The 23,328-nt window shown below is 66.8% G+C and carries 16 protein-coding genes; 9 read left to right on the top strand and 7 right to left on the bottom strand.

Annotation, left to right across the window (positions count from 1 at the left end; all coding sequences use genetic code 11):
• The first annotated feature begins 163 nt into the window (after window positions 1-163).
• The 7 genes from AB4083_RS08530 (at window position 164) to AB4083_RS08500 (ending at window position 8,804) form a co-directional block, all read left to right on the top strand.
• Window positions 164-958: an enoyl-CoA hydratase-related protein gene (locus AB4083_RS08530; RefSeq protein WP_441607355.1), complete on the top strand. Its 795-nt coding sequence runs from the start codon at window positions 164-166 to the stop codon at window positions 956-958.
• Between the two features lie 47 nt (window positions 959-1,005).
• Window positions 1,006-1,395 carry a VOC family protein gene (locus tag AB4083_RS08525; protein WP_441607354.1) on the top strand — a complete coding sequence of 130 codons (390 nt, stop codon included), beginning with the start codon at window positions 1,006-1,008 and terminating at the stop codon, window positions 1,393-1,395.
• 110 nt (window positions 1,396-1,505) lie between these two features.
• Window positions 1,506-2,024, top strand: a complete 519-nt coding sequence (locus tag AB4083_RS08520; RefSeq protein WP_441607353.1) for a cupin domain-containing protein — start codon at window positions 1,506-1,508, stop codon at window positions 2,022-2,024.
• Window positions 2,025-2,224: 200 nt separating this feature from the next.
• Window positions 2,225-4,222, top strand: a complete 1,998-nt coding sequence (locus tag AB4083_RS08515) for an acetyl/propionyl/methylcrotonyl-CoA carboxylase subunit alpha (RefSeq protein ID WP_441607352.1) — start codon at window positions 2,225-2,227, stop codon at window positions 4,220-4,222.
• A 93-nt stretch (window positions 4,223-4,315) separates the two neighbouring features.
• Window positions 4,316-5,218, top strand: a complete 903-nt coding sequence (locus tag AB4083_RS08510; protein WP_441607351.1) for a hydroxymethylglutaryl-CoA lyase — start codon at window positions 4,316-4,318, stop codon at window positions 5,216-5,218.
• Window positions 5,219-5,453: 235 nt separating this feature from the next.
• The gene (typA, locus tag AB4083_RS08505; RefSeq protein WP_441607350.1) at window positions 5,454-7,283 is read left to right on the top strand and encodes a translational GTPase TypA; all 1,830 of its coding nucleotides are present in this window, start codon (window positions 5,454-5,456) and stop codon (window positions 7,281-7,283) included.
• A gap of 195 nt (window positions 7,284-7,478) precedes the next feature.
• A complete protein-coding gene (locus AB4083_RS08500) occupies window positions 7,479-8,804 on the top strand; it encodes a carbohydrate porin (protein ID WP_441607349.1) in 1,326 nt (441 codons plus the stop codon).
• Window positions 8,805-8,914: 110 nt separating this feature from the next.
• Here AB4083_RS08500 and AB4083_RS08495 read toward each other — a convergent pair whose 3' ends face one another.
• Together AB4083_RS08495 and AB4083_RS08490 are read right to left on the bottom strand one after the other, a co-directional pair.
• Window positions 8,915-10,786, bottom strand: a complete 1,872-nt coding sequence (locus AB4083_RS08495; RefSeq protein WP_441607348.1) for a beta-galactosidase — start codon at window positions 10,784-10,786, stop codon at window positions 8,915-8,917.
• A gap of 9 nt (window positions 10,787-10,795) precedes the next feature.
• A complete protein-coding gene (locus tag AB4083_RS08490) occupies window positions 10,796-11,395 on the bottom strand; it encodes a hypothetical protein (RefSeq protein WP_441607347.1) in 600 nt (199 codons plus the stop codon).
• Between AB4083_RS08490 and AB4083_RS08485 the strand changes: the two genes are divergently transcribed.
• The gene (locus AB4083_RS08485) at window positions 11,358-12,593 is read left to right on the top strand and encodes a hypothetical protein (protein WP_441607346.1); all 1,236 of its coding nucleotides are present in this window, start codon (window positions 11,358-11,360) and stop codon (window positions 12,591-12,593) included. The two genes, AB4083_RS08490 and AB4083_RS08485, sit on opposite strands and share 38 nt — an antisense overlap.
• Window positions 12,594-12,634: 41 nt before the next feature.
• Here AB4083_RS08485 and AB4083_RS08480 read toward each other — a convergent pair whose 3' ends face one another.
• Window positions 12,635-14,821, bottom strand: a complete 2,187-nt coding sequence (locus tag AB4083_RS08480) for an alpha-N-acetylglucosaminidase (protein WP_441607345.1) — start codon at window positions 14,819-14,821, stop codon at window positions 12,635-12,637.
• Window positions 14,822-15,596: 775 nt separating this feature from the next.
• Between AB4083_RS08480 and AB4083_RS08475 the strand changes: the two genes are divergently transcribed.
• On the top strand, window positions 15,597-16,859 hold the full coding sequence (locus AB4083_RS08475; RefSeq protein ID WP_441607344.1) for a hypothetical protein: 1,263 nt from the start codon (window positions 15,597-15,599) through the stop codon (window positions 16,857-16,859).
• Window positions 16,860-16,874: 15 nt separating this feature from the next.
• On the opposite strand, the gene AB4083_RS08470 is transcribed toward AB4083_RS08475, so the two are convergent.
• The 4 genes from AB4083_RS08470 to AB4083_RS08455 form a co-directional block, all read right to left on the bottom strand.
• Complete coding sequence (locus tag AB4083_RS08470) at window positions 16,875-17,999, bottom strand: metallophosphoesterase (RefSeq protein WP_441607343.1); 1,125 nt, start codon at window positions 17,997-17,999, stop codon at window positions 16,875-16,877.
• Window positions 18,000-18,158: 159 nt separating this feature from the next.
• Window positions 18,159-18,623 (bottom strand): hypothetical protein, encoded by a 465-nt coding sequence (locus AB4083_RS08465; protein ID WP_441607342.1) that lies wholly within the window; start codon window positions 18,621-18,623, stop codon window positions 18,159-18,161.
• A 104-nt stretch (window positions 18,624-18,727) separates the two neighbouring features.
• A complete protein-coding gene (locus AB4083_RS08460; RefSeq protein ID WP_441607341.1) occupies window positions 18,728-21,745 on the bottom strand; it encodes a TonB-dependent receptor in 3,018 nt (1,005 codons plus the stop codon).
• Between the two features lie 98 nt (window positions 21,746-21,843).
• Window positions 21,844-23,328 carry a hypothetical protein gene (locus AB4083_RS08455; protein ID WP_441607340.1) on the bottom strand — a complete coding sequence of 495 codons (1,485 nt, stop codon included), beginning with the start codon at window positions 23,326-23,328 and terminating at the stop codon, window positions 21,844-21,846.

Genomic DNA, 23,328 nt, shown 5'->3' with positions numbered 1-23,328 from the left:
CAAATAAGAATGGTTCGCATTGTAACCGGGTTGTGACGGAAACGGTGAATCCGCACCGCCATGCGGCATTAGCTACGGGTGGATCGCAAGCTCTTGCTGCCGCTTGCCTCCTCCCCGCTCCCTTTCACTAACCTACGTGCTTTCCCCCACCGCCCAGGCTCCCATGTACACCAGCCTCCAGCTCGCCGATCGCGCCGGCGTCCGCAGCATCGCGATGAACCGCCCCCAGGTGCACAACGCTTTCGACGACAGCCTGATCGCCGAACTGACCGATGCGCTCGCCACGGCCGGCCGCGACCAGGCCGTGCGCGCGGTGGTGCTCACCGGCACGGGCGCCAGCTTTTCCGCCGGCGCCGACCTGAACTGGATGCGCGGCATGGCCAAGGCCAGCGAGGCGGACAACCGCGAGGATTCGCTGCGCCTGGCCACGCTGATGCGCACCCTGCAGTTCCTGCCCAAGCCGACCATCGCGCGAGTCAACGGCGCGGCCTATGGCGGCGGCGTGGGCCTGGTCGCCTGCTGCGATATCGCCATCGGCGTGGACGGCGCGAAGTTCGGCCTGACCGAGGTCAAGCTCGGCCTGGTGCCGGCAGTGATCTCCCCCTACGTGATCGCCGCGATCGGCCTGCGCCAGGCGCGCCGCCTGTTCCTCACCGGCGAACTGTTCGACGCGCCGACCGCCGAGCGCATCGGCCTGCTGCACCAGTGCGTGCGCGCCGAGGCGCTGGACGAGGCCGTCGACAGCGTGCTGGCCGCGTTCGCCAAGGCCGGCCCCGTGGCGCAGGCGCAGGCCAAGCGCCTGGCCTTGCGCGTCGCCGGCCAGGACGAAGCGCAGGCCGAGCGCATCGACCGCGACAATGCCGAGCTGATCGCACGCCTGCGCGTTTCCGCCGAAGGCCAGGAAGGCCTGGGCGCCTTTCTCGACAAGCGCGCGGCGGCCTGGACCGCGCAGGCATAAACTGCGTCGCGCTTACCTTCCGTCATCCCCTGCAAGGAGTGGCTTACATGCTCGACCATATCGGCGTGCCCGTCTCGAACTACGCCCGCAGCAAGGCCTTCTACGAACGCGTGCTGGCCCCGCTCGGCGGCGGCCTGGCGATGGAAGTCACCCAGGAAGTAACCGGCAGCCGCTCGCATGCCGGCTTCGGCAAGGACGGCAAGCCCAGCTTCTGGATCAGCGCCGATCCGATCGCGCCGCTGTCGGCCATCCATGTCGCCTTCGTCGCGCCCACCCGCGAAGCAGTCGACCGCTTCTACGCCGCGGCGCTCGCCGCTGGCGGCACCGACAACGGCCCGCCCGGCCTGCGCCTGCACTACCACGACAACTACTACGCGGCGTTCGTGCTGGATCTGGACGGCCACAACGTGGAAGCCGTCTGCCACCTGACGGTGTGACGCCATGACGTAGGTTGGGGTGAGCACAGCGAACCCCAACGTGCCCCCTCCAAGCGCACCAACCCGTTGGGGTTCGCCTCCGGCTCACCCCAACCTGCCCAGGAGCTCCCATGCCCCGCCCTATCCTCAATATCGCCGACGTCGAGCCGCAGCCCATCCCGCTCGCCTTCGCGCCCACCGGCAGCGCCGCCGAACGCTACGCGCCGCGCATTGCGCGCCTTTCACTGATGCTCGGCGCGCAGAAGCTCGGCTACAACATCACGCTGCTGCCGCCCGGCAAGCGCGGCTATCCCTTCCACAACCATCGCATCAACGAGGAAATGTTCTTCGTGCTGGAAGGCGAAGGCGAACTGCGCATCGGCGAGGAACGCCATCCGATCCGCGCCGGCGACATCATCGCCTGCCCGCCCGGCGGGCCGGAGAGCGCGCACCAGATCGCCAATACCAGCGACAAGGACCTGCGTTATCTCAGCGTCAGCACCAAGCAGACGCCGGAAGTGTGCGAATACCCGGACAGCAAGAAGTTCGGTGTGATCGCGGAATACGGCCCGGGGGCGGATGGTGCGCCGCAGTTTTTCCGCGTGATCGGACGACAGGGCGAAACGGTGGATTACTGGGAAGGCGAGTAAATCCATCCAGCGCCGGTGTAGGTTGGGGTGAGCGAAGCGAACCCCAACGGGCGCCGCCGACACGCTGGACGTTGGGGTTCGCTTCGCTCACCCCAACCTACGGCAGCCGTGCCACCGCCAAATGCTGCGCCGCGCATCGGCCTGAAACGCCCGTTCTGCTAGCTTTACGGACTTTGCACCCCACACCCACGGACCCGTGCATGTTCGAGCGCGTACTGATAGCCAACCGCGGCGAGATCGCCTGCCGCGTGATCCGCACCTGCCGCCGTCTGGGCATCCACACCATCGCGGTGTATTCGGAGGCCGACGCCGATGCGCAGCACGTGCGGCTGGCCGACGAGGCCTGGCCGATCGGCGGGCCGCGCCCGGCCGACTCCTACCTGCGCGGCGACGCCATCCTCGAGGTGGCCCGGCGCAGCGGCGCCCAGGCTGTCCATCCCGGCTACGGCTTCCTGTCCGAGAACACCGCTTTCGCGCGCGCCTGCACCGAGGCCGGCATCGCCTTTATCGGCCCGCGCCCGGCCAGCATCGACGCGATGGGTTCCAAGGCCGCCGCCAAGGCGCTGATGGAACACCACGACGTGCCGCTGGTGCCCGGCTACCACGGCGACAACCAGGACGCGGCCTTCCTCGCCGAACAAGCCACCCGCACCGGCTTCCCGCTGATGATCAAGGCCGCCGCGGGCGGCGGCGGCAAGGGCATGCGCATCGTGCATGCGCAGCAGGAATTCGCCGACGCGCTCGCCTCCGCGCAGCGCGAAGCCGCCAATGCGTTCGGCGATACGCGGGTGATCCTGGAGCGCTACGTCCAGCATCCGCGCCATATCGAATTCCAGGTGTTCGGCGACACCCACGGCAACGTCATCCATCTCAACGAGCGCGAATGCTCGGCGCAGCGCCGCTACCAGAAGGTGCTGGAGGAAACGCCCTCGCCGTTCCTCACGCCGGAACGCCGCGCCGCGATGGGCGCCGCTGCGGTGGCTGCCGCGCGCGCGGTCGACTATGTCGGCGCCGGCACGGTGGAATTCATCGTCGGACCCGACGGCGAGTTCTTCTTCATGGAGATGAATACGCGCCTGCAGGTCGAGCATCCGGTCACCGAGGAAACGCTGGGCCTGGACCTGGTCGAATGGCAGCTGCGCATCGCCGCCGGCCAGGCGCTGCCCTTGCGCCAGGAAGACATCCACGCGCAGGGCCACGCCATCGAAGTGCGCCTGTACGCGGAAGACCCGGAACAGAACTTCCTGCCCGGCTCCGGCAAGCTGCTGCGCCTGCGCCTGCCGGAAGCCTCGCGCCAGGTGCGCCTGGACGGCGGCGTGATCGAGGGCGATACGGTCACGATCTTCTACGACCCGATGATCGCCAAGCTGATCGTGCACGACCGCGACCGCCCGCAGGCCCTGCAGCGCCTGCGCGAAGCGCTGATGGCCTGCGAGATCGCCGGGCCCAAATCCAATATCGCCTTCCTCGAACGGCTGGTGCGCCACCCGGTGGTGGTGGAAGGCCGCATCGACACCGGCTATCTCGACCGCCACCTGGACGAATTCCTCGCCGGCGACGCCGCGCCCGCGCCGCAGCTGCTGTTTGCCGCCGCCGTGGCCGCGCTGCTGCACGACGAGCACGCGGTGGTGGCGCAGGCGGCGCACGGCAGCGATCCGTATTCGCCCTGGGCCCGCACCGACGCCTGGCGCGTCGGCCATGCCGGCAAGCGCATCGTGGCGCTGTCGCTGCGCGAGCAGCGCTACGAAGTGGAAGCCCACGGCCACGCCGGCAATTATGAATTGCGCCATGGCGATGCCAGCTGCCACGTGCAGGGTGCGCGCCACGACGGCGAGGCGCTCAGCGCCCGCTTCGACGGCGAATCCCTGCGCCTGCCGCTGCACGCCGACACGCAGCGCGTGTTGCTGCACGACGCCGGCGGCCGCCGCCACGCCTTCGCCCGCGCCGCCGCGTTCGAGTGGGAATCCAAGAGCGGTGGCGGCGGCAACCAGGTGATCGCCCCCATGCCGGGCCGCATCGTGCTGGTCAAGGCCAGCCCCGGCGACCAGGTTGAGGAAGGCCAGGAACTGCTGGTGATGGAAGCGATGAAGATGGAGCTGGCGCTCAAGGCTCCGCGCGCCGGCACCATCGACAGCATCGGCGCCGCGCAGGGCGATTTCGTCGAAGCCGACGCCGTACTGGTGCGCTTCGCCACGTAGGTTGGGGTGAGCCGCCAGGCGAACCCCAACTTGAGCCGCACGCAGCGCAACCGCATGTCACATACGAAGACGCCCGCCTGACGGATAGCTCCCATGAATAGCTCCGACCACCACGTCCGCATCGTCGAAGTCGGCCCCCGCGACGGCCTGCAGAACGAAAAGGCCATGCTCCCGGCCGACGTGAAGATCGCGCTGATCGACCGCCTCTCCTCCACCGGCCTGGCCACCATCGAGGCCACCAGCTTCGTCAGCCCCAAGTGGGTGCCGCAGCTGGCCGACGCCGCCGAGGTGTTCCAGGGCATCCGCAAGGTGCCCGGGGTGAGCTATCCGGTGCTGGTGCCGAACGAACAGGGCTACCGGCGTGCGCGCGAGGTCGGCGCCACCGAGGTGGCGGTGTTCACCGCGGCCTCCGAGGCGTTCAACCGCAAGAACATCAATGCCGGCATCGATGAATCCATCGAGCGCTTCCGCCCGGTGCTGGAACTGGCCCGGGCCGACGGCGTGAAGGTGCGCGGCTATGTCTCCACCGTGCTGGGCTGCCCCTACCAGGGCGAGGTGCCGCTGGCCGACGTGGTCCACGTGGCCACCCGGCTGCACCAGCTTGGCTGCCACGAGATCTCGCTCGGCGACACCATCGGCGTCGGCACGCCGGCCAAGGCCCGCGCCATGCTGAAGGCGGTGGCGGCCGAGGTGCCGATGGCCGCCCTGGCCGTGCATTTCCACGACACCTACGGCCAGGCCCTGGCCAATATCCTCAGCTGCCTGGAGGAAGGGGTGCGGGTGGTCGACAGCGCGGTGTCCGGCACCGGCGGCTGCCCGTATGCCAAGGGCGCCACCGGCAATGTGGCCAGCGAGGACGTGGTCTACATGCTGCACGGGATGGGCATGGAGACCGGCGTGAACCTGGACCTGCTGGTGGCTGCCGGGGCCTGGCTGGCGGCGCAGCTGCACAAGGAAACCGCCAGCCGGGTGACCCGGGCGCGGACGGCCGCCTGAACAGCAGTTCAGGGACGTCCGCGGGCCGTAGGTTGGGGTGAGCCGCCGGCGAACCCCAACATTGCGATGCGTCTGGAGCTGGCCACGTTGGGGTTCGCCTTCGGCTCACCCCAGCCTGCACCTTCTTCAAGCTTTGGCGGGACAAACAAGCAAGTTGTCACATAAGCCCGTATAATCGTCCGATTCGCCCTTGAGAAACCCACGTGACGGCCATCCGGTCGCCCGAGCCCATCCCATGTCCATCGAAAATCTGCGCAATATCGCCATCGTCGCCCACGTCGACCACGGCAAGACCACGCTCGTCGACCAGCTGCTGAAGCAGTCCGGCACGCTCTCCGAGCGCACCGTCCTGGCTGAGCGCGTGATGGACAGCAACGACCAGGAAAAGGAACGCGGCATCACCATCCTGGCCAAGAACACCGCCATCACCTGGCAGGGCAACCGCATCAACATCGTGGACACGCCCGGACACGCCGACTTCGGTGGCGAGGTGGAGCGCGTGCTGTCGATGGTCGACACCGTGCTGATCCTGGTCGACGCGATGGACGGCCCGATGCCGCAGACCCGCTTCGTGACCCAGAAGGCCTTCGCGATGGGCTTCAAGCCGATCGTGGTGGTCAACAAGATCGACCGCCCCGGCTCCCGCCCCGACTGGGTGGTCGAGCAGGTGTGGGACCTGTTCGACCGCCTCGGCGCGACGCCGGAGCAGATGGACTTCCCGATCGTCTACGCCTCGGCGCTGAACGGCTATGCCTCGCTCGACGCGGAAACCCGCGAAGGCGATATGACCCCGCTGTACGAAGCCATCATGAAGCACGCGCCCAAGCCGGAAGTGGATCCGGAAGGCCCGTTCCAGATGCGCATCAGCCAGCTCGACTACAACAACTTCGTCGGCGTGATCGGCATCGGCCGCATCCAGCGCGGCACCCTGAAGAAGAACATGCCGGTGGCCGTGATCGACCGCCACGGCAAGAAGCGCCAGGGCAAGATCCTGCAGGTGCTGGGCTTCATGGGCCTGGAGCGCATCGAGCAGGACACCGCCGAGGCCGGCGACATCGTGGCCATCTCCGGCATCCAGGAGCTGACCATCTCCGACACCCTGTGCGCGCTGGACACGCCCGAGGCGCTGCCCGCGCTGACCGTGGACGAGCCCACCATCAGCATGACCTTCCAGGTGAACAACTCGCCGTTCGCCGGCAACAAGGATCTCTCCGGCGGCAAGTTCCTCACCAGCCGCCAGATCAAGGAGCGCCTGGAGCGCGAGCAGGTGCACAACGTGGCGCTGCGCGTCGAGCAGGGCTCGGACGCTGACAAGTTCCTGGTCTCCGGCCGCGGCGAACTGCACCTGTCGGTGCTGATCGAGAACATGCGCCGCGAAGGCTACGAGCTGGCCGTGTCGCGTCCGGAAGTGATCATCAAGGAGATCGACGGCCAGAAGATGGAGCCGATCGAGCAGCTGGTGGTCGACGTCGAAGAAACCCACCAGGGCCCCGTGATGGAGCGCCTGGGCGTGCGCAAGGGCGCGCTGAAGAACATGGAGCCGGACGGCAAGGGCCGCGTGCGCCTGGAGTACATGATCCCGGCGCGTGGCCTGATCGGCTTCCAGAACCAGTTCAAGACCCTCACCCAGGGTTCGGGCCTGCTGTTCCACGTGTTCGAGAACTACGGTCCGAAGGAAGAAGGCCAGATCGCCAAGCGCCTCAACGGCGTGATGATCGCCAACGCCGCCGGCAACACCCCCGCCTACTCGCTGGGGCCGCTGCAGGAGCGCGGCAAGCTGTTCGCCGCCGAAGGCGATTCGGTGTACGAAGGCCAGCTGGTCGGCATCCACTCCAAGGACAATGACCTCACCGTCAACGCCATCAAGCCCAAGCCGCTGACCAATATGCGCGCCTCCGGCAAGGACGATGCGATCCAGCTCACCCCGGCGATCAAGTTCTCGCTGGAGCAGGCGCTGGACTTCATCGACGACGACGAGCTGGTGGAGATCACCCCGAAGGAAATCCGCCTGCGCAAGAAGCACCTCACCGAGAACGATCGCAAGAAGGCTTCGCGCGGCGGTTGATCGACGGTTCGATGTGCTTTACGAAAGGCCGCCGCAGGGCGGCCTTTCCTTTTGTAACGATGCCGCCGCAAGGCGGCCTTTTTGTTTGCTCGCGCCACGGCCATTGACGTTGACGTTGACGTTGACGTGCCACACGCGCATGCCACCATGCCTGCTGCCGCGGGAAGCACGGGCCGCGCCGTACGGGAGTTAAGGATGAAATCGCTGCGTTTCCTGGCGGTCGCTGCACTGCTGTTCGCCGCCCCTGTCCTGCACGCTGACGAAGCGCCGGTATTCGTGCCGCAGTTCCTCGGTGCGCAGTACACCTTCATCGACCAGCACCAGTACGCCGTGCATTCGCCGTATGCCGGCCCGCTCAGCCTGAAGGCGCGCACCGACACCGCTCGCTCGCACACCTTCGGCGCCTACTTCGGCGTCGCCCTGCCCGCCCGCTTCCAGTTCTACTTCGACGTGGAAATGTTCAAGGGCGAGGGTGTCAGCGGCGCCACCGGCATGGCCGGCCTGCCCAACGGCGACGTGATCCGCTCCGGCTCCGCCAGCCTCGGCAAGACGCCCTACGTCGCACGCCGCTTCCTGCGCTGGACGCTGCCACTGGGCGACGACACCGAAGACGCCGGGCGCGCCATGGACCAGTTGCCCGGCAAGGAACCCGCGCAGCGCATCGAAGTGAAGCTCGGCAAGATGGCGATCAACGACGACTTCGACAAGAACCGCTACGCCGACGGCACCCGCACGCAGTTCATGAACTGGGCGCTGTTCAACAACGTCGCCTGGGATTTCGCCGCCGACACGCGCGGCTATACCGAAGGCCTGATGCTCGGCCTGGTCCAATCCGGCTGGAGCCTGCGCTACGGCATCTACCGCATGCCGACCGAGGCCAACGGTTCGCACCTGGTGGAGTCGCTGCACAAGGCGCGCGGCCAGCAGCTCGAACTCACCATCCAGCCGGACAAGGATGGCTGGGCGCTGCGTGCGCTGGTGTTCCAGAACCAGGCCAGCATGGGCGTGTATCGCACGGTGATCGCCCAGGCGCTCGCCACCGGCAGCACTCCCGATATCCGCGCCGACGATCGTCCCGGGCGCAAGAAGTACGGCTTCGGCCTCAATGGCGAATTGCCCTTGGCCGACGGCGGCGATACCGGCGTGTTCATGCGTGCGGGTTGGAACGACGGGCGCAACGAGTCGTTCGCATTCACCGAAGTGGATCGCACGCTGAGCGGCGGCGTCCAGTTATCAGGTACGCATTGGGGGCGCCAGCAGGATCATTTCAGCCTGGGCTTCGCGATCAATACGCTGTCTTCGCCGCATCGCGAATATCTGGAGCTGGGCGGCAGCGGCTTCGTGCTCGGCGACGGCGCCTTGAACTACGGCCGCGAGCAGATCATCGAGGCGTACTACAGCTTCGTGCCGTTCGAGCATCTGACCCTGAGCCCCGATTTCCAATGGGTGCGCCACCCGGGCTACAACCGCGACCGCGGACCGGCGAAATTCCTGGCGCTGCGGGCGCACGTGGAGTTCTAGCAGCCGATATCCATGCCGGCGTAGGTTGGGGTGAGCGGCAGCGAACCCCAACGTTGCGATGCGCATGACGGGTCACATGTTGGGGTTCGCTGCGCTCACCCCAACCTACGTCAGCCGTGCAGGCGTTCGAACCCTTCGATCGCCGCCGCTTCGATGCGATGCATATCGAACACCAGCACCTCATTCTCCCCCGCCTTCAACCACGACGCCGGACAGAACAGACGCTGCTGCGGCCCGATCTTCCAATGCCGCCCGAGCAGATGCCCGTTCACCCACACATAGCCCTTGTCCCAGGCGCTCATGTCCAGGTACGTATCGGCCGTCTTCTCCAGCACCAGCGTCCCCTTGAAGAACAGGCCCGGCCGCTCCGGCTTGCGCTGCAGCGGACGCAGCCCCGCCAGATACGCAGCGTCGAGCGGCAAGCCATGCACCGACCAATGCTGCTGCACTTCGCCATCGAGGCGGATCTCGCCGACGATGCCCTTGCGGTCCGCCATCGCCTGCCCATAGCCGACATGCCCGAAGCTGTCGACCAGGATCTCGATCGCATCGCCATCCTGCGCGTGCGGCGCCGGCACTTCCATCTGCGTCGCTTCGCTCAAGCCCGGCTTGCGCACGCGCGAGATGTAGCCGAGATAGCGCCCCGCAGCAAACACCGTCGCGTAATCGCGCACGCCCTCGATCGACAGACGCCCACCCTTGGCTGACATCGCGCGATACAACACCATGCCGTGGTCCTGCCCCAGCAGCAGCTCGTTCGCCACCGGCCCGTGCTCGACCGATGTCGGCGACGGCGTGAGGTTGTCCCACAGCGACGCATACGGTTTCAGCTCGAACTTGGCAAAGCGCATCGCCGGCGGCGGCGCGGGAATCTGCGGCAGCGGATGCGCCAGGCGCTCGCCGATGATGCCGCGGAACTCGCGGTAATCCGCGGTGGCCGCACCGCGCTCGTCGATCGGCGCACCGTAGTCGTAGCTGGTGATCACCGGATCGAACTTGCCATAGTCCGCATCGGCATTGGCACCCGCACCGAAACCGAAGTTGGTGCCGCCATGCGCCACGTACAGATTGAACGAGCGCCCCTCGGCCATCAGCTTCTTCAACATCGCCGCGTAATCGCCGCGCTGGAAATCCTGGTCGCCCCAATGCGTCAGCCAGCCGGGATAACCCTCGCCCACCCACACCGGCGCCTCGCCCGCAATCGCCTGCGCCGCGGCGAAATCGGTATCGCCATCCAGGCCCAGCGCGCTGCCGGGCAGATAGGTCTGCTGCTTCTGGATCGTGCCCAGCCCATCCGAAATGGAGAACGGCCCTTCGATGCCGCGCTCGCGCCACATCGACTGGAGCTGCTCCAGATACGCCAGGTCGCCGCCGAACGAGGCGTATTCGTTCTCCACCTGCACCATCAGGATCGGCCCGCCCTGCGCCGCCATCAGCGGCACAATGCGCGGTGCGATCCGGTCGAGGTAGCGCGCCACCGCCTTCATGTAGCGCGGATCGTCCTTGTCGCGCACGCGGATATCCGGCTCGCGCAGCAGGTACGGCGGCAGACCGCCGAAATCCCATTCGGCGCAGACATACGGACCGGGCCGCAGATAAACCCACATGCCTTCCCGCTGGCACAGCTTGATGAAGCGCACGAAGTCGCGGTTGCCGCTTTCGAGATCGAACACGCCAGGTTCTTTCTCAAGCGCGTTCCACATCAGGTAAATGGCAACGGTGTTCAAGCCCATCGCCTTGACCATGCGGATGCGCTGCGTCCAGTACTCGGCCGGCACCCGGATCGGATGCATCTCGCCGCTGCGGATCTGGAATGGACGTCCATCCAGCAGGAAGTCGCGCTTGCCCAGCGCGAAGCGATGCGCGCGGCCGTCGGGCGCCGGTTCCGTGTGCATCGACGGCACGGTCACCGCATCGACGTGCAGGCTCAACGCACCCAACGGTGCGAGCGCGCTCAGGCGCAGGAACTCTCTTCGCCGCATGGGGACTCCTCAGGGCTGGCGGGGGGATGGAAGCGCATCCGCGTGGCGACCGGGCTGGGCGAAAGCCGTTCGATGGTAGCGCGGGCCGGCGGGCCCCGCCGTGCGCGAATGCCCAGCGAGGCCGTGCCCTGGCGAGCGCCCTGGGCCGGGAGTAACCTCCGGGGTCCTTGATGGGGGAATCAGGGTCATGCCACACGGAACGGGGAGTTCTGGAACGGGCGGAACGGGCGGCAGCGGATCGGGTGGCGGCTCCGGCAGCGGTGGCGGCTCCGGCAGCAGCGGCTCGGGAGGCGGGCGCCCGCGCCGTTCGACATCGTCGTCCTCGTCCTCGACCTCGGGACGGCCGCTCCAGCGTTCATCCACCTCGTCCACGTCATCCACGTCATCCACGCGCGCGTCCAGTACGACGCTGTCGCCGATGGTCACGCCGTCGCCCAGGCCGACCACGCTGTCGCCGATGACGCGCGGTGGCGCGACCAGCGCACCGCGGCCTTCGATCACCACCACGACATCGACGAGCTCCCTGCTGCCGCCGACCTCGTCGACCACTTCCTCCTCGCCGCTTTCGCCCTTGCTGCCCTTGCATGGCGGCGCGCCGCATTCGACCACGCCGACCACCTCGTCCAGTTCGGTATCGCCATCGAGCTCGCTGTCGCCGATGCCTCCGCCGCCGACCGCACCGTCGACGCTGTCGCCGATGACTTCCTACAAGTCCTCGTCCGATAAGACGCTGACCAAGGCGCAGGCCTCCTCCGGCGGCTTCCGCCCCATCGGCACCGAAAACGTGGTGCAGGCCAAGCCGATCGACGAGAACGACTTCCGCTTTCCTTCCAACCCGACCACCTCCGGGCACAGCAGCGGCTATCACGAGAGCTTCCTGCCGACCGACGCCATGCGGTTCCTGTCGCGGCGCAAGGTCAACACCGACGGCACCGCGACCATGCCGGCCTGGACCGGCAACAGCGTGCTGCCGAAGTACGCCGGCAGCAGCATCCTGGAGCCGAATGTCAGACCCGTCGCCGAAGCCAGCGACGGCGCGCGCACGGATACCGCCCGGACCGTGCTCAGCGTGCCTGGCGGCAAGCCGGCGGGCCATACCGGCTCGGGCGTAAAAACGACGGGACAGGCCGAGGCGCACGACTTCCTGCGCCACCAGGGCATGCGCACCCTGCAGGAACCCGGCGTCACCTCCGGCGTGGCGGGCACCGTCGCCGGCGCCATGACGGTCATGAGCGTCGCTCCAGGGCAGATCGCCAGCAAGGCGCAGAACGCAGGCAGCCTCAAGGATGTGCAGGCTCGTGCGGGCTACGAGCAGAGCAGGAACGACGCCAAGCGCAAGCTCGACGCGTACTACCAGGCCCTGCCCCCGAAAGAGCAGAACGTCGTGATGAAACTGGCCAAGCAGGGCATGGGCGATCTCAAGGACAGCGGCCGCCGCCTGCTACCCGACCGCCCCCACTCGCCGATGCGCGATCCGACCGGCGGTTCCGGCGCCGCCCTCGGCGGCGGCGGCTACCTGCCCATGCCACCCGTGCTTACGCCGACACCGCCGTCATCCGCGTTCGCACCCATGCCCACGAGCAGCTCATCGAGCTCGTCGTCGACGTCCAGCACTTCCCACACGCTGACGATCGGCATGCCCGTCGTCTCCACGCCGCCGACGCGAGCCACGACCACCACCACCACGACCACCGTCGCCACGGCGACGCCGCCGACTACGCCAAGCACCACGGCCAGCGGATCCGGCGCCGGCGCCCGCGACATCGCCATGGACATCACGCGTTCGTTCCGTGCCGATCGCAAATGAGCGTACGCGCGCACCATGCCGCGCGCGGATGACGATCGGGCTCAGTCGCCAGCGACGGTGCAAAGCCGCAGCCGATGCGCAACCTCTCCGGCCAGGCGCCACGGATCGCCCGCCGGTTCCGTAGCGTGCGGCTCGCGCGAACGCGCCCAAGCCTGCTCCAGCGCGAACCCATCGATCGGCTGCGCTTCGCCGCCGTTCGGTCCAACCTGCAGCGTGTCGAAGAAACGCTGCCACCGTTGCGCATACAAGCCACCGACCAGGCCCGCCAACTCACGGTTGGCGTAGTCGTGCAGGCCACCGCGATCGGCGCCGGAGCGATCGCCCCAGCTGGTCAGGATCGAGCGCTGGTCGTATTCGAGCTGGGCTGCTTCGGCGTCGTTGCGGGCTGCCGCTTTCGCATGCATCAGCCAGCGGCCGAGCAGGAAATCCGGATCGGTAGCGAGCAAGCGGTCGAGCAGCGCCATGTCACCCATCCACTCCTCGGTGAGCGCACGGAACTGCTGCGCATGCTTCGCCTCGTACGCCGCCTTGATGCGCGGCAGCAACAGCCGCGAGCGATTGCTCAGCGCCTGCCGCGTGACGTCCACCAGGTCGTGGCGATAGGCGGAGGTCGCGCGCAATGCCGGCGCCACCTTCAGCAACTCGCACACGGCGCCATCGAAGCGCGCCAGGTCGTAGCGTGCCGCCGTCGGCGACCACGTCGCCGCGCTGCGCGCATCCAGGCTCGGCCGTGCGCCGAACAGACTATCGTGCGGCTCCGACCACTCGCCCGACGGCATCGCATAAGCGGTCTGCGCGAGGGTCCGCCATGCAGCCCGCGCATGCGCGTCGTCACCGCCGTAACGGTTCGCCGCATAGCGGTCGAACCAGCGGCGCGCATCGTCCGGCACCGGCGTCCAGGCCAGCGCAGTGAACAGCGCATACGCGGCAGGATCGGTGCCGCTGCCCTCCGGCATGTACGCGATGCCGCGCAGCGAACCTGCATCGTCGCGGCGCCACGCCGCGAAACGCTCGATCCACACGCCAGCATTCGCACCCAGCGTCGTGTGTCCGCCGAAGTTGGGAATCGTGCCGAACGCAAACGGCGCACCACCCCAGTCTTGCTTGCGCTGCATGCCGTTGTAGCGGTCGGACAGGCCATCGACGATCAGCAAGCGATCGTGCGGCACCGCCGCCACCACCGCCTGCGGCGGATTGTGTTGCCAGCCGAGCAGCACCCAGCTCGCGGCAGGATGAGCGGCATTCAACGCAGCGAAGACCTGCTTCGCCGCCTCGCCCACCGGCACCTCGCCGGCACGCCCACCCTCGTGCAGCAGATCCATCTTGTACAGCACGCCGTCGCCGAACAACTCGCGCTGGTGCCGATAGAACGCCGCGGCGACCTTGGCGAAATGCGCATCGCGCGGATCCAGCCAGTCCGGCCGCTGAAATCCCACCCACTCGCCCTGCGGCACCAGCGCCGTGCCGGGCTGTTTCGTGGCGAAGCCCGGTGGCACGGTGCCGAAGTAACCCGGCAACACCGGCTGCATGCCCAGCTCGCGCAAGCGTTCGACAATGCGTTTGCCAAGCTCAGCGCGCGCGTCGAACAGCTCCGCCGACACCGGCCCGCCGAAACCCGACATGTTCTGCAGCAACCACCACGGCTGATGCGCCGGCGCCGGAATCCATGCACGCAACTCGTCGTCGCCATAGCCGAACTCGCGGAACGCGCGGCGATACACCTCCTCCGCACCCACCGGCATGAACACCTCGTTGATGCCGCGCAGCGCCAGCAGATCGATCTTGTGCTCCCATCCGGGCCAGTCGAGATAGGCGTCCGAATAGCCGTCGTCGACATCGTTGAGCGCGAAGCGGTCCGGCACCACCGCACGGCTCTCGATCGTCCTCGATGGCGCCGGCAGCGTGGCCGGCAGGCGATCCAGGCTGTCGCCGGGCCAGCCGATGCTCACGTGAGGCACCTGTTCGAGATACGCCTCGACGCCGGTGAGCAATACGGCCGGCGAGGTGCCTGCGATTTCGATATGGCCGGCCTGGCCGCGAATGCTGTAACGGTCTTCGGTGCCAGCAGGAAGCGCGACCAGTGCGATCTGCGCTGCGTGATGCGGCAGCAGGCGCTTCAGGGCTGCGCGCGCGGGCGCCACCTCGAAAGCCGTGTCGGCGCAGGCACCGCACGAGGCCACCATCAGCACACCGGCCAGCAGCCACTTCATCATGCCGGTGCAAGCCATCGGCGCTCCTCCCCACGGACGATAGCCGCCAGATTACTTGCTCCCACGCCTGCTTCGCCGGGGCCGGCGGGGCCGGCAGCCGGCTCACTGGCAGCCGGCGGCGACGGCGATTAGTCTTCGGGGTCCTTGATGGGGGATCAGGGCAATGCCAGGGAAGCCGGAAGGAACAGGCGGAAGTTCGGGAACTGCCAAGCCGCAGGGCACGCCCCCTGCCGGGCGGCCGGGGGCGGCAGCGGTCGCGCGGCCGTCGAGCCATGCGCCTGGCGGAGCTGCCCCACCCACCGTTTCGCCACTGCTGTTGCCACCGCCTGTGCCGAGGCCGCATGCGCCACCCGGCCTGGCCCGCATGCCACCGCCGACGCCGCTGGTATCGCCCCGCCCACCTGGCGGCGGAGCGCCGTCGATGGCGATGCTACATACGCCCCAGGCCGCCACGGCGTCCATGCCCGCCAGGCACACTCCACCGTCGTCACCATCGCCCGCGGCACGTCCAACCGGCGCGCTGGCAGGCCTGTGGATGACGCCGGCCGCCGCCAGCTCGCCGGGATCGCTGTCGGCGATGCCGGTGGCAGGCCAGGCTTTCGCGGGAGGTTTGCGTACGCCGCAATCACCTGCCACCCCATCCGGGTTGACCCCATCCCTGTTGTCCCCGCATCACCCACGCCGCGCAGCAGCTGCAGCCGCCGCATCGCCGCACTCGGCCGCCGCGGCCGCCGGCGCGGCGGCCACGCTGTCGCCGATGGTGGCGCCCCTCACTCCCGCATCGCGGCCACCCATGGCGCCTCGTTATCTCACCGCGGATGACCGGACACTGACGGCATCGCAGGCCAAGGAAGGAGCATTCAAGAAGGCAGCCACCGAAAAGATCGTGCGGGGCAACAAGACCACCTCGGCGGAATTCCGGGTCGCCTCCAACCCGACCAAGGCCGAGTCCAGGCACAGCACCGGGCACCACGAAGGGGCCGCCCCCACCGACATGGCGGTACTCCTGTCCGGCCGCACCAAGGGCACGGTCGAGTCGACCCTGCCTGCCACCAACAGCAAGACGGCCCTGCGTCATTACTCCCGCGGGAAGATCCGCGAGGCCAATGTCAGACCCGTCATGGAAGCCAGCGATGGCGCGCGTCCGGATACGGCGAGAACCTTCTTGAGCGTGCCCGGCGGCGGCGCAGCCGGACATAGCGGTTCGGATACGCATACCGCGGGCCAGGCCGCGGGACACGATTTCAATCGCGTGCAGATGATGAAGATGCTGCGAGCGCCCGACCTGACGCCACCCACAGCCGGCGTAGCCTCGGCCGCGCTGGTAGTGATGAGCATGGCGCCCGGGGAACGCGCCGCCACCGTCAAGGATGCCCGCAAGCTCAAGGACAGAGGGGCACGCAGGACCTATGAAAGCGATCGGAACGCGGCCAAGACCAAGCTCGCGCGTTATTACCACGCGCTGCCCGCCGCCGGGCAGGCCACGGTGATGAGTCTGGCGCGTAGCGCCATGAGTGATCTCCAGGACAGCCGCCGGCGCTTGCTGCCCGACGCCCCTCATTCGCCTCTGCGTCATGCCGATGGTCCGGCCGGGGCAGCCATCGCGGGCGGCGGATATATGCAGCCTCCGCCATTGGCACTACCTCCACCCACGGCGGCTTCAGGCACCTCCGGCGTGGCCGCACATTCCGCCCACCAGGCCGCGGCGGCCAGCGCCTCTTCCGCGGTGACGCCGCATCTTCCTGCTGTCGCAGCAGCCGGGACTGGAGGGAGCAAGCGAAAGCGGGCGGATGCTCCGCCCGCGGGCATGGCCGCGAGTGCGACGCCACCCACGCGCGTCGCCGCCATTCACGCCAGGCCGGCAACGCCGGCCGTCGCTGACCCTTCCGCCTCACGCGCCAACAAACGCCCCCGCGCAGACCAGGCGCCCCAGGTCGCCGCGGCAGCGGCAAGCCCAAGTGCAGGCTCGCATTCACCTGCGGCTGCCACACCGTTCCCATCCCCGCGCAACGTCAATCTGGATATCAGCGGCCATTTTCGCGCCCCTCGACGGTAGCGGCGACACCTGCCGCTATTTGTCCCGCCGCTTCAGCACGAAGGCGTCCATGATCTGGCCCGTTCGATCGATCACGCTCACCTTCAGCACGCGCTCGTCCACCTCCACCCGTGCGACCTGGTCCTGCCCCAGCGCCAGAATGGTGAAGTCGTTGCCGCGCTGGCCTGGCTTTACGCGTTCGAGCCGATGCAGATGCCCGGCGATGAACAGATCGACCTTGGCCTCGTTCGCCCGCTTCGTCCACTCGGCGTTGGCACCGTCCAGCCAACCCCATTCGGGATCGTGGCCAAGCACCACCGTGAACGGCGCAGTGCGCATTCTCGGCTCGTCGGCAAGCACCTGCTTGAACCAGGCGTATTCCTCCGCGCGATAGGCGCGCAGGTCATTGAGTCCGGCGTAGACGTTGGTCGCATCCGGCTTGTCCTCGCCGGTATCGACCACAACGAGATGCACCGGACCTTCGTCGCGCGTGTAGTAGTAGCGCCCTTCCTGCGCATGCAGGTAATCGCCGAGCGAGCGGGCGAACCCGCCACGGTATTCGTGGTTGCCGCGCGCGTAGAGCAGCGGCATGCGGCCTTGCAGCCCAGTGGCGATCGGCTCCAGGAACTTGTCCTTCAGCTGGTCCTCGCCGGTGGCGTAATGCACGCTGTCGCCGGTATGCACGACAAAGTCCACCGGCTGGCGTTGCGCCAGCTCGGCCAATGCGCGCACGCGCTCGACGTTCTCGTGGGTGTCCGTCATCGTCGCGAAGCTGGTGCTCTTCTTCGACGTATCGAATGTGGTGAAACCGTAGACCGCACTCTCCACGGTCTTGCCGCGATCCGGCCAGTACGGCCGCAGCGCGACCACGCGTCGCGAAGCAATGCGGTACCGATATGTGCGTCCGGGTTGCAGTCCACGCAGCACCACGCGGTGCATGGTTCCCACCGGCACCAGGCCATCGACCTGCGGCACCGCTTCATGATCGAGTGCGTGCTCGCCGTAGCTGACCTTGCCGTCGCTGGGCGCATCGGTCATCCACTCGATCACTACCGAGTCTTCGGCCATGTCCAGCAGAAGCGGACCCATGGTGATGGCGGGCGTGGTGTCGTAGACCTTGTAGGGGGCGTTGGCGTCGTCATCTGGCTTGGCCTGGGCCATTGAGACCTTGTCTCCGTGCGCATGTGCACAGCTGAAAGACAATGCGCACAGAACCAAGCCGATAAGACCTGATCGCAGAAACCTAGATTCCATATCATCTCCTCCGCGCATCGCCTCGAGCATCCAGGCGCAATAAGCACCTGGATGAAAAGCCTCGCTTCAAGGACTAAAGCCGGGCTGGTAGTTAATCAAACTGCCAGCATAAGTCGGCTCCGTCGCGTCACAACTCACGCTGTGATAGATCGGCGACGGCGTGGAACAGTACTGCTGCACGGTCATGCCATTCGCCGTCGCGACGCCTGACACATTCTTGTACATCACATAGTAAGCGCCGTTATCGCACTCGATGTCCTTGCTAGGAGAAGCGCCATCGGCGCCACCGATGTAGTGGCATTGCGGCTCACAGGGCCATTCCTGGTAAATCTTGTTGGGATTCGAAAAGCTGATCGTCCCCGCGTGCTGCGCAACGTTATTACACGCAATCATCTGCTGACCGATGATGTTGTTGTTTGCATCAAGATAAATGACGCTCTGTGCTATAGGCGTCTGCGCAAAACAGGAAAAAGACGCCACTAGCGCAAACAAGAACAAAAGACCTTGCGACACCCTTTTGAATGCAACCATCGCTATCCTCCTTAATGAAAGAACAAACCACCCCGAGAAAACAACGCGTCGCCGCGACACGCTCATCCATTGAGATGACGGCACATCCCTGTGCCAGCCGAAGCTCAGTAGTCGTAGGTCACCGACAGGCGGACATACCGAGGCGACTGCATCACACGCGGCGTGCGGTACAACGGATTTAGGGTTCCGTCGGCCTTCGAATAGAGATTCGGCGTGATATTGATCACTGGCTGGCTGTTGAACGCGTTGAACACGTCCAGGTGCAGACCCAGCTTGTGTGCGGCAAAGTCCGGCGTGTACTTCACGCCCAGGTCCACCTGGCGCTGCCATGGCAAACGCCCGATGCTGCCAGGCGTTACCGGTACGCCGCGGCAGAAGTGATAGGCGGAGCCGTAGGAAGACGGATCCGGATTGTCACCCGGGAACAAGCCAAGGCACACGTTCGGGCTGCCCGAAATCAACGACACATTGCCCGACACCAGCCACTCCGGCGTGATCTGGTAATAGCCCCAGGCCTTGATCTGGTGGCGATGATCGTTGCCCTGGTCGCCATTGCTGTAGACCATGATCGGCGCGTTGTCCCAGTCGGCCGATTCGCTCGGGCCATCGGACTGCACATTGGACTGCGTCCAGCCCTCGGTATTGCCGTAGCTGCGCGAGAACACGTAGTCCAGCTTGCCGTACCACTTGCCGTCGAACGGGTGCTCCATGAACAGGTCCAGCTCGTAATACTTGCGCTTCATATCCGGGAAGCCGAGCTCCTTGCGGCTGAGCTTCACGTCATGATGCTGACCTGCATCGTCCAGCACCACGAAGGTGTTGGCTCGGCCGGCGTTGATCAGATAGCAGCTGTTGAGCGAGCTGACGTTGTAGCCCAGCGCCTGCGCCTTGGCGGTGATCAGGTCGACGTCGCAGAAGTCGTCGATCGCGCTGCGCAGCACGCGGCGGGTGGCCTTGGCGCCGTACACCCATTCGTGACCCAGGGTCTTGGTGAAGCCCAGGATGTACTCGTCCTGGTACATCGACTTCAGGTCCTTGGCGGTGACCGTCCGCGGGTCGGGCAGCACGCCGAAGTTGTTGTTGGCCGACACCGGCGGCGACATCTGGGTCAGCCCGCTGGGCGTGCCGTCCGGATTGATGCCGCTATAGGTGAAGTACTGCGTGGTGCTGGTCTGCGCGCCTGCCGCGCTCAGCGCCGGCTCCAGCGGCGAGGCCAGGTAATAGCGGCCGATATTGCCGAACACCTTGAAGCTGGAATCGCCGTTGACGTCCCAGGCAAAACCCAGCCGCGGCGCCCACTGCGCGGTCTGCTTGATATACGCCTGCGCGTTGGCGTTGTAGTTGGTGAACTGGTCGTTGCGGATACCCAGCGACAACAGCAGGCGGTCGTTGACTTGCCAGTTGTCCTCGAGGTACTGCGCGTGCTCCACCGTCTTCACGTTGGCCAACTGGCTGTTGACGTTCTTCATCACGTAATAGCCGGTGGCGCCATTGGGAAAGCCCGCGGTCGGACCTACGCCCAGGCCCGGATCCAGCGGTGCGGTCGGGTGATCCGAATGGCCATAGCTCCAGCTATACCCCGGACCCGAGGTCACCCGGCCCTGCTTCAACGCCTCGGCGGTGAGGTTGTCGATGCCGGCGGTCAGCGTGTGGTCGCCGAACTTGTACTCCAGGGCCACGCGCAGGTTGGTCACCGTGTTGCCGCGATCCGGGTCGTACAGCGAGGTGGTGGTCTGGTTGTTGAAGCGCGGCTGGCCGCCGACGATGGCCGGGTTCTGCGAGGTGATGCCCGACACGTAGGTAAGGTCCGGGGCGTAGCCGACCGGCTGCTGGAACGCGCGCGTCTTCATCTTGCCGTACTGCGCGGTCAGCGTGAGGCTCTCGGTCAGATAACCGGTGTACTTGCCCGTCCACATGTCGCCGCCGCTCTTGGTGCTGTCGGCATGGCTGACCAGGCGGCCGGGCACCATGTTCTGGAAGTCGTAGCGGTACAGATTGCCCTCGTAGGAGCGCTTATTGGACGCACCGGTCAGTTCGATGATATTGCTGTCGTTGATGTTCCAGTCCAGCTTCGCGTACCACTTCGGCATCCGGTAGGCGTAGGTCTGGTACGGCGAGCTGCTGGTCACCGTGCCGACCGAGCTGCCCTGCTGCTTGGACATCTCCGCCGAGGCGAAGAAGAACAGCTTGTCCTTGATCAGCGGACCGCCGACATAGGCGTCATAGGTGGTGATCCAGTATTCGTTCTTCTCGCGCGGCGAATACAGCGAGCCGGTCGGCAGTGGCGGATTGGGCAGGCCGTTTTCGTAATAGAAATTCTTGGCCGAGGAACGCAGCGAGGCCGGCTCCCAGCTCGCGCGCCCACCGAAATGCCATTCGTTGCTACCGCGCTTGCCCACCATATTGAGCACGCCGCCGTCGGAGCGGCCGTACTGCGCGCTGTAGCCGCCGGTGTAGGCCTCTTCCTGGTCGATCGAGCCGTAAGGCAGGGTCAGGCCGCCTTCCGACTTCAGCGGATCGGTGGTGTTGAAACCGTTGATGTAGTACGCGTTCTCGTTGGCGCCGGAACCGCCAAAGCTGACCAGCGAGCCGCCGGTAGCGCTGGTGAAGCCGCCGCCGTTGTTGACCGCACCCGGCGCCAGCCGCGCCACCGCCTCCGCCGAATAACCCAGCGGCAACTTCGCCAGCTGCTCGGAGGTGATCACCGTGCGCGAGTCCACACTGGTGACGTCGATCGCCGGCAAGGCATTGGCGGTGACACTGACGCCTTCCAGGTTCCTGGTCGCGGCCTCGGTGAATGACACGTCGGTCGCCGTGCCCACGCGCAGCGCCACGTTGTCGCGCGTCTGTACGGCCTGGCCGGCGCGCTTCAGGGTCACCGTGTAATTGCCCAGCGGCAGCTGGTTGGCGGAATAGCGGCCGCGCTCGTCCACCGCCACGTCGCGCTGCAGGCCGTTGGCGCTTTGCAGCGTCACCGTATCGCCCATGCCCGCGGGCACCTGGCCGACGATGCTGCCGGTGGTGGACTGTGCGTGCGCGATGCCGCCGGCGAGGCTAAGGGCGATCAGCAGGCTCAGTGGGCTTCGACACAAACTCTGGTACTTGGCTTGACGCTTGTTCATTTCGGCAACTCCCCAATCGTTTTATGGCTCATTGATTGACTGCTCCTTCCCCACTGCCGCGACCAAGCCGGCAGGTAACGGCGTCCATGCCAGCCCTTTCAAACCATCCGTTCGAAACTCAACAGCGCGGCGCTGCCGCGCGGCACGGCGATACGCGCCGCGCCTTGCTTATCCAGATGCACGTCTTCATTGGCATCGGCGAAACTGACCCCGCCGCGGCTGTCCAGGGCCGGTGCGCGCAGGCGCATCGTGTTCGCCTTGCCGTAGCCGGAGAGACCGGCGATAGCGACGTCCGCGTCGCGCAAAGTGTCCTTGTTGATCAGCGCGACCAGCACCGTGTCGCCGCGGCGAGCGGCGTAGGCGCCGAGGTTGGCGCCGCCGGTATCGAAGCGAGCCGGCAACATGCGTGCGCCGGCGAAGCGCTGCGCCAGTTCGATGCCGTGGAACAGCGGCCGCGGCTGGAAACCCAGTTCGACGTTGCCGGCGATGGCGGAGTAGCGCGAGCTCACCGCATCGCGGCGCGCGGCCATATCCGTTGCCGCGGTCGAACTATCGGCTTCGCGGCCGAGCGACGCTTCCACCGAAGCCAAGGTGCCGCCGTGGAAATGGATGCCCTCCACGCCCAGCTGCGCCAGCGCGAGCATGAAGTCCGCACCCCATAGCGCCGAAGCGAATACATTGCTGACGCCATCGCGTCCGCCGAAGTAATAGGAGTTGGCTTCGGTCAGGCGCAGCGGCAGATGGGCGGCATCGGCGACGCCGGCCAATCGCTCGGTGTCCTCGATGCAACCCGGATCGCCGCCGAGCAGGTCGCCGATCGAACCGCGCGGCGCGGCGTCGCGATAGTAGTGCCGGCTGAGCAGAACGCTGTCCTTGCCATGCCGCTGCGCGAACTCGGTGACCCAGTCGGAGTTGGCGCCGGTATCCGGGCCGCCGATCGGCAAGCCGGCCGCGCGCAGCGCCTCGGCGTACGGCGTCCACATCGCATCGAAGGCCGCATAGTCCTTCGCGTAGTTGTTCGCCTCGTTGCCGATCTGGATCGCCACCAGGTCGTCGCCCACGGCTTCGCGCACCGCCTTGGCCAGCGCCACCGCCATGGCCGGCACGCCGATCTTCAGGTTCACGCCGAAGATCAGCTTCCAGCCCGTCGCGCGCAGGAAGCCGGCCAGCTCATGCAAGGCCGCGGGGCGAAGCAGCACCGGATGCTGCGGCCCGCCCTTGCGCGCCTGCTGCTGCGGCAGCTCGCCGTGGTATTCGCTCCACACCGTGAAGTCGCTGGTGTTGCCGCCGATACGCAGCACACCGTGCGGATTCATGCGGCGCAGCAGCTCGACCAGCGAGCGATTGCCCGCCGAGAAGAAGCTGGGGTCCGCCAGTTGCCCGGTCTCGTAGCTGAGGCTTGCCAGCGATTCGCTGACGAGGCGCCCTGCTCCATCCGGCTTGATCGCGAAGCTTGCCTGCGCAGAGTCGGCCACGGACGACGGCCTTTCCGCCGCCCGCGCCAACGAACCCAGCGTGCCCGCCAGCGGCAGCAGCGCCGCCGCTTTCAACAGTCCGCGCCTCGTGCGGTCGAACGTGGTCAT

Source organism: Dyella sp. 2RAB6 (genome assembly GCF_052115385.1).
GTDB lineage: Bacteria > Pseudomonadota > Gammaproteobacteria > Xanthomonadales > Rhodanobacteraceae > Dyella_D.
Note: the sequence above shows the minus strand (reverse complement) of the source record. Positions and strands in the feature narration are given on the sequence as shown.

What these genes read in the sequence shown, in the direction of transcription:
- AB4083_RS08530 (WP_441607355.1), top strand. Translation starts at nt 164, where the DNA reads ATGTACACCAGCCTCCAGCTCGCCGATCGCGCCGGCGTCCGCAGCATC.
- AB4083_RS08525 (WP_441607354.1), top strand. Translation starts at nt 1,006, where the DNA reads ATGCTCGACCATATCGGCGTGCCCGTCTCGAACTACGCCCGCAGCAAG.
- AB4083_RS08520 (WP_441607353.1), top strand. Translation starts at nt 1,506, where the DNA reads ATGCCCCGCCCTATCCTCAATATCGCCGACGTCGAGCCGCAGCCCATC.
- AB4083_RS08515 (WP_441607352.1), top strand. Translation starts at nt 2,225, where the DNA reads ATGTTCGAGCGCGTACTGATAGCCAACCGCGGCGAGATCGCCTGCCGC.
- AB4083_RS08510 (WP_441607351.1), top strand. Translation starts at nt 4,316, where the DNA reads ATGAATAGCTCCGACCACCACGTCCGCATCGTCGAAGTCGGCCCCCGC.
- typA (WP_441607350.1), top strand. Translation starts at nt 5,454, where the DNA reads ATGTCCATCGAAAATCTGCGCAATATCGCCATCGTCGCCCACGTCGAC.
- AB4083_RS08500 (WP_441607349.1), top strand. Translation starts at nt 7,479, where the DNA reads ATGAAATCGCTGCGTTTCCTGGCGGTCGCTGCACTGCTGTTCGCCGCC.
- AB4083_RS08495 (WP_441607348.1), bottom strand. Translation starts at nt 10,786, where the DNA reads ATGCGGCGAAGAGAGTTCCTGCGCCTGAGCGCGCTCGCACCGTTGGGT.
- AB4083_RS08480 (WP_441607345.1), bottom strand. Translation starts at nt 14,821, where the DNA reads ATGGCTTGCACCGGCATGATGAAGTGGCTGCTGGCCGGTGTGCTGATG.
- AB4083_RS08475 (WP_441607344.1), top strand. Translation starts at nt 15,597, where the DNA reads ATGGCGCCTCGTTATCTCACCGCGGATGACCGGACACTGACGGCATCG.
- AB4083_RS08470 (WP_441607343.1), bottom strand. Translation starts at nt 17,999, where the DNA reads ATGGCCCAGGCCAAGCCAGATGACGACGCCAACGCCCCCTACAAGGTC.
- AB4083_RS08465 (WP_441607342.1), bottom strand. Translation starts at nt 18,623, where the DNA reads ATGGTTGCATTCAAAAGGGTGTCGCAAGGTCTTTTGTTCTTGTTTGCG.
- AB4083_RS08460 (WP_441607341.1), bottom strand. Translation starts at nt 21,745, where the DNA reads ATGAACAAGCGTCAAGCCAAGTACCAGAGTTTGTGTCGAAGCCCACTG.
- AB4083_RS08455 (WP_441607340.1), bottom strand. Translation starts at nt 23,328, where the DNA reads ATGACCACGTTCGACCGCACGAGGCGCGGACTGTTGAAAGCGGCGGCG.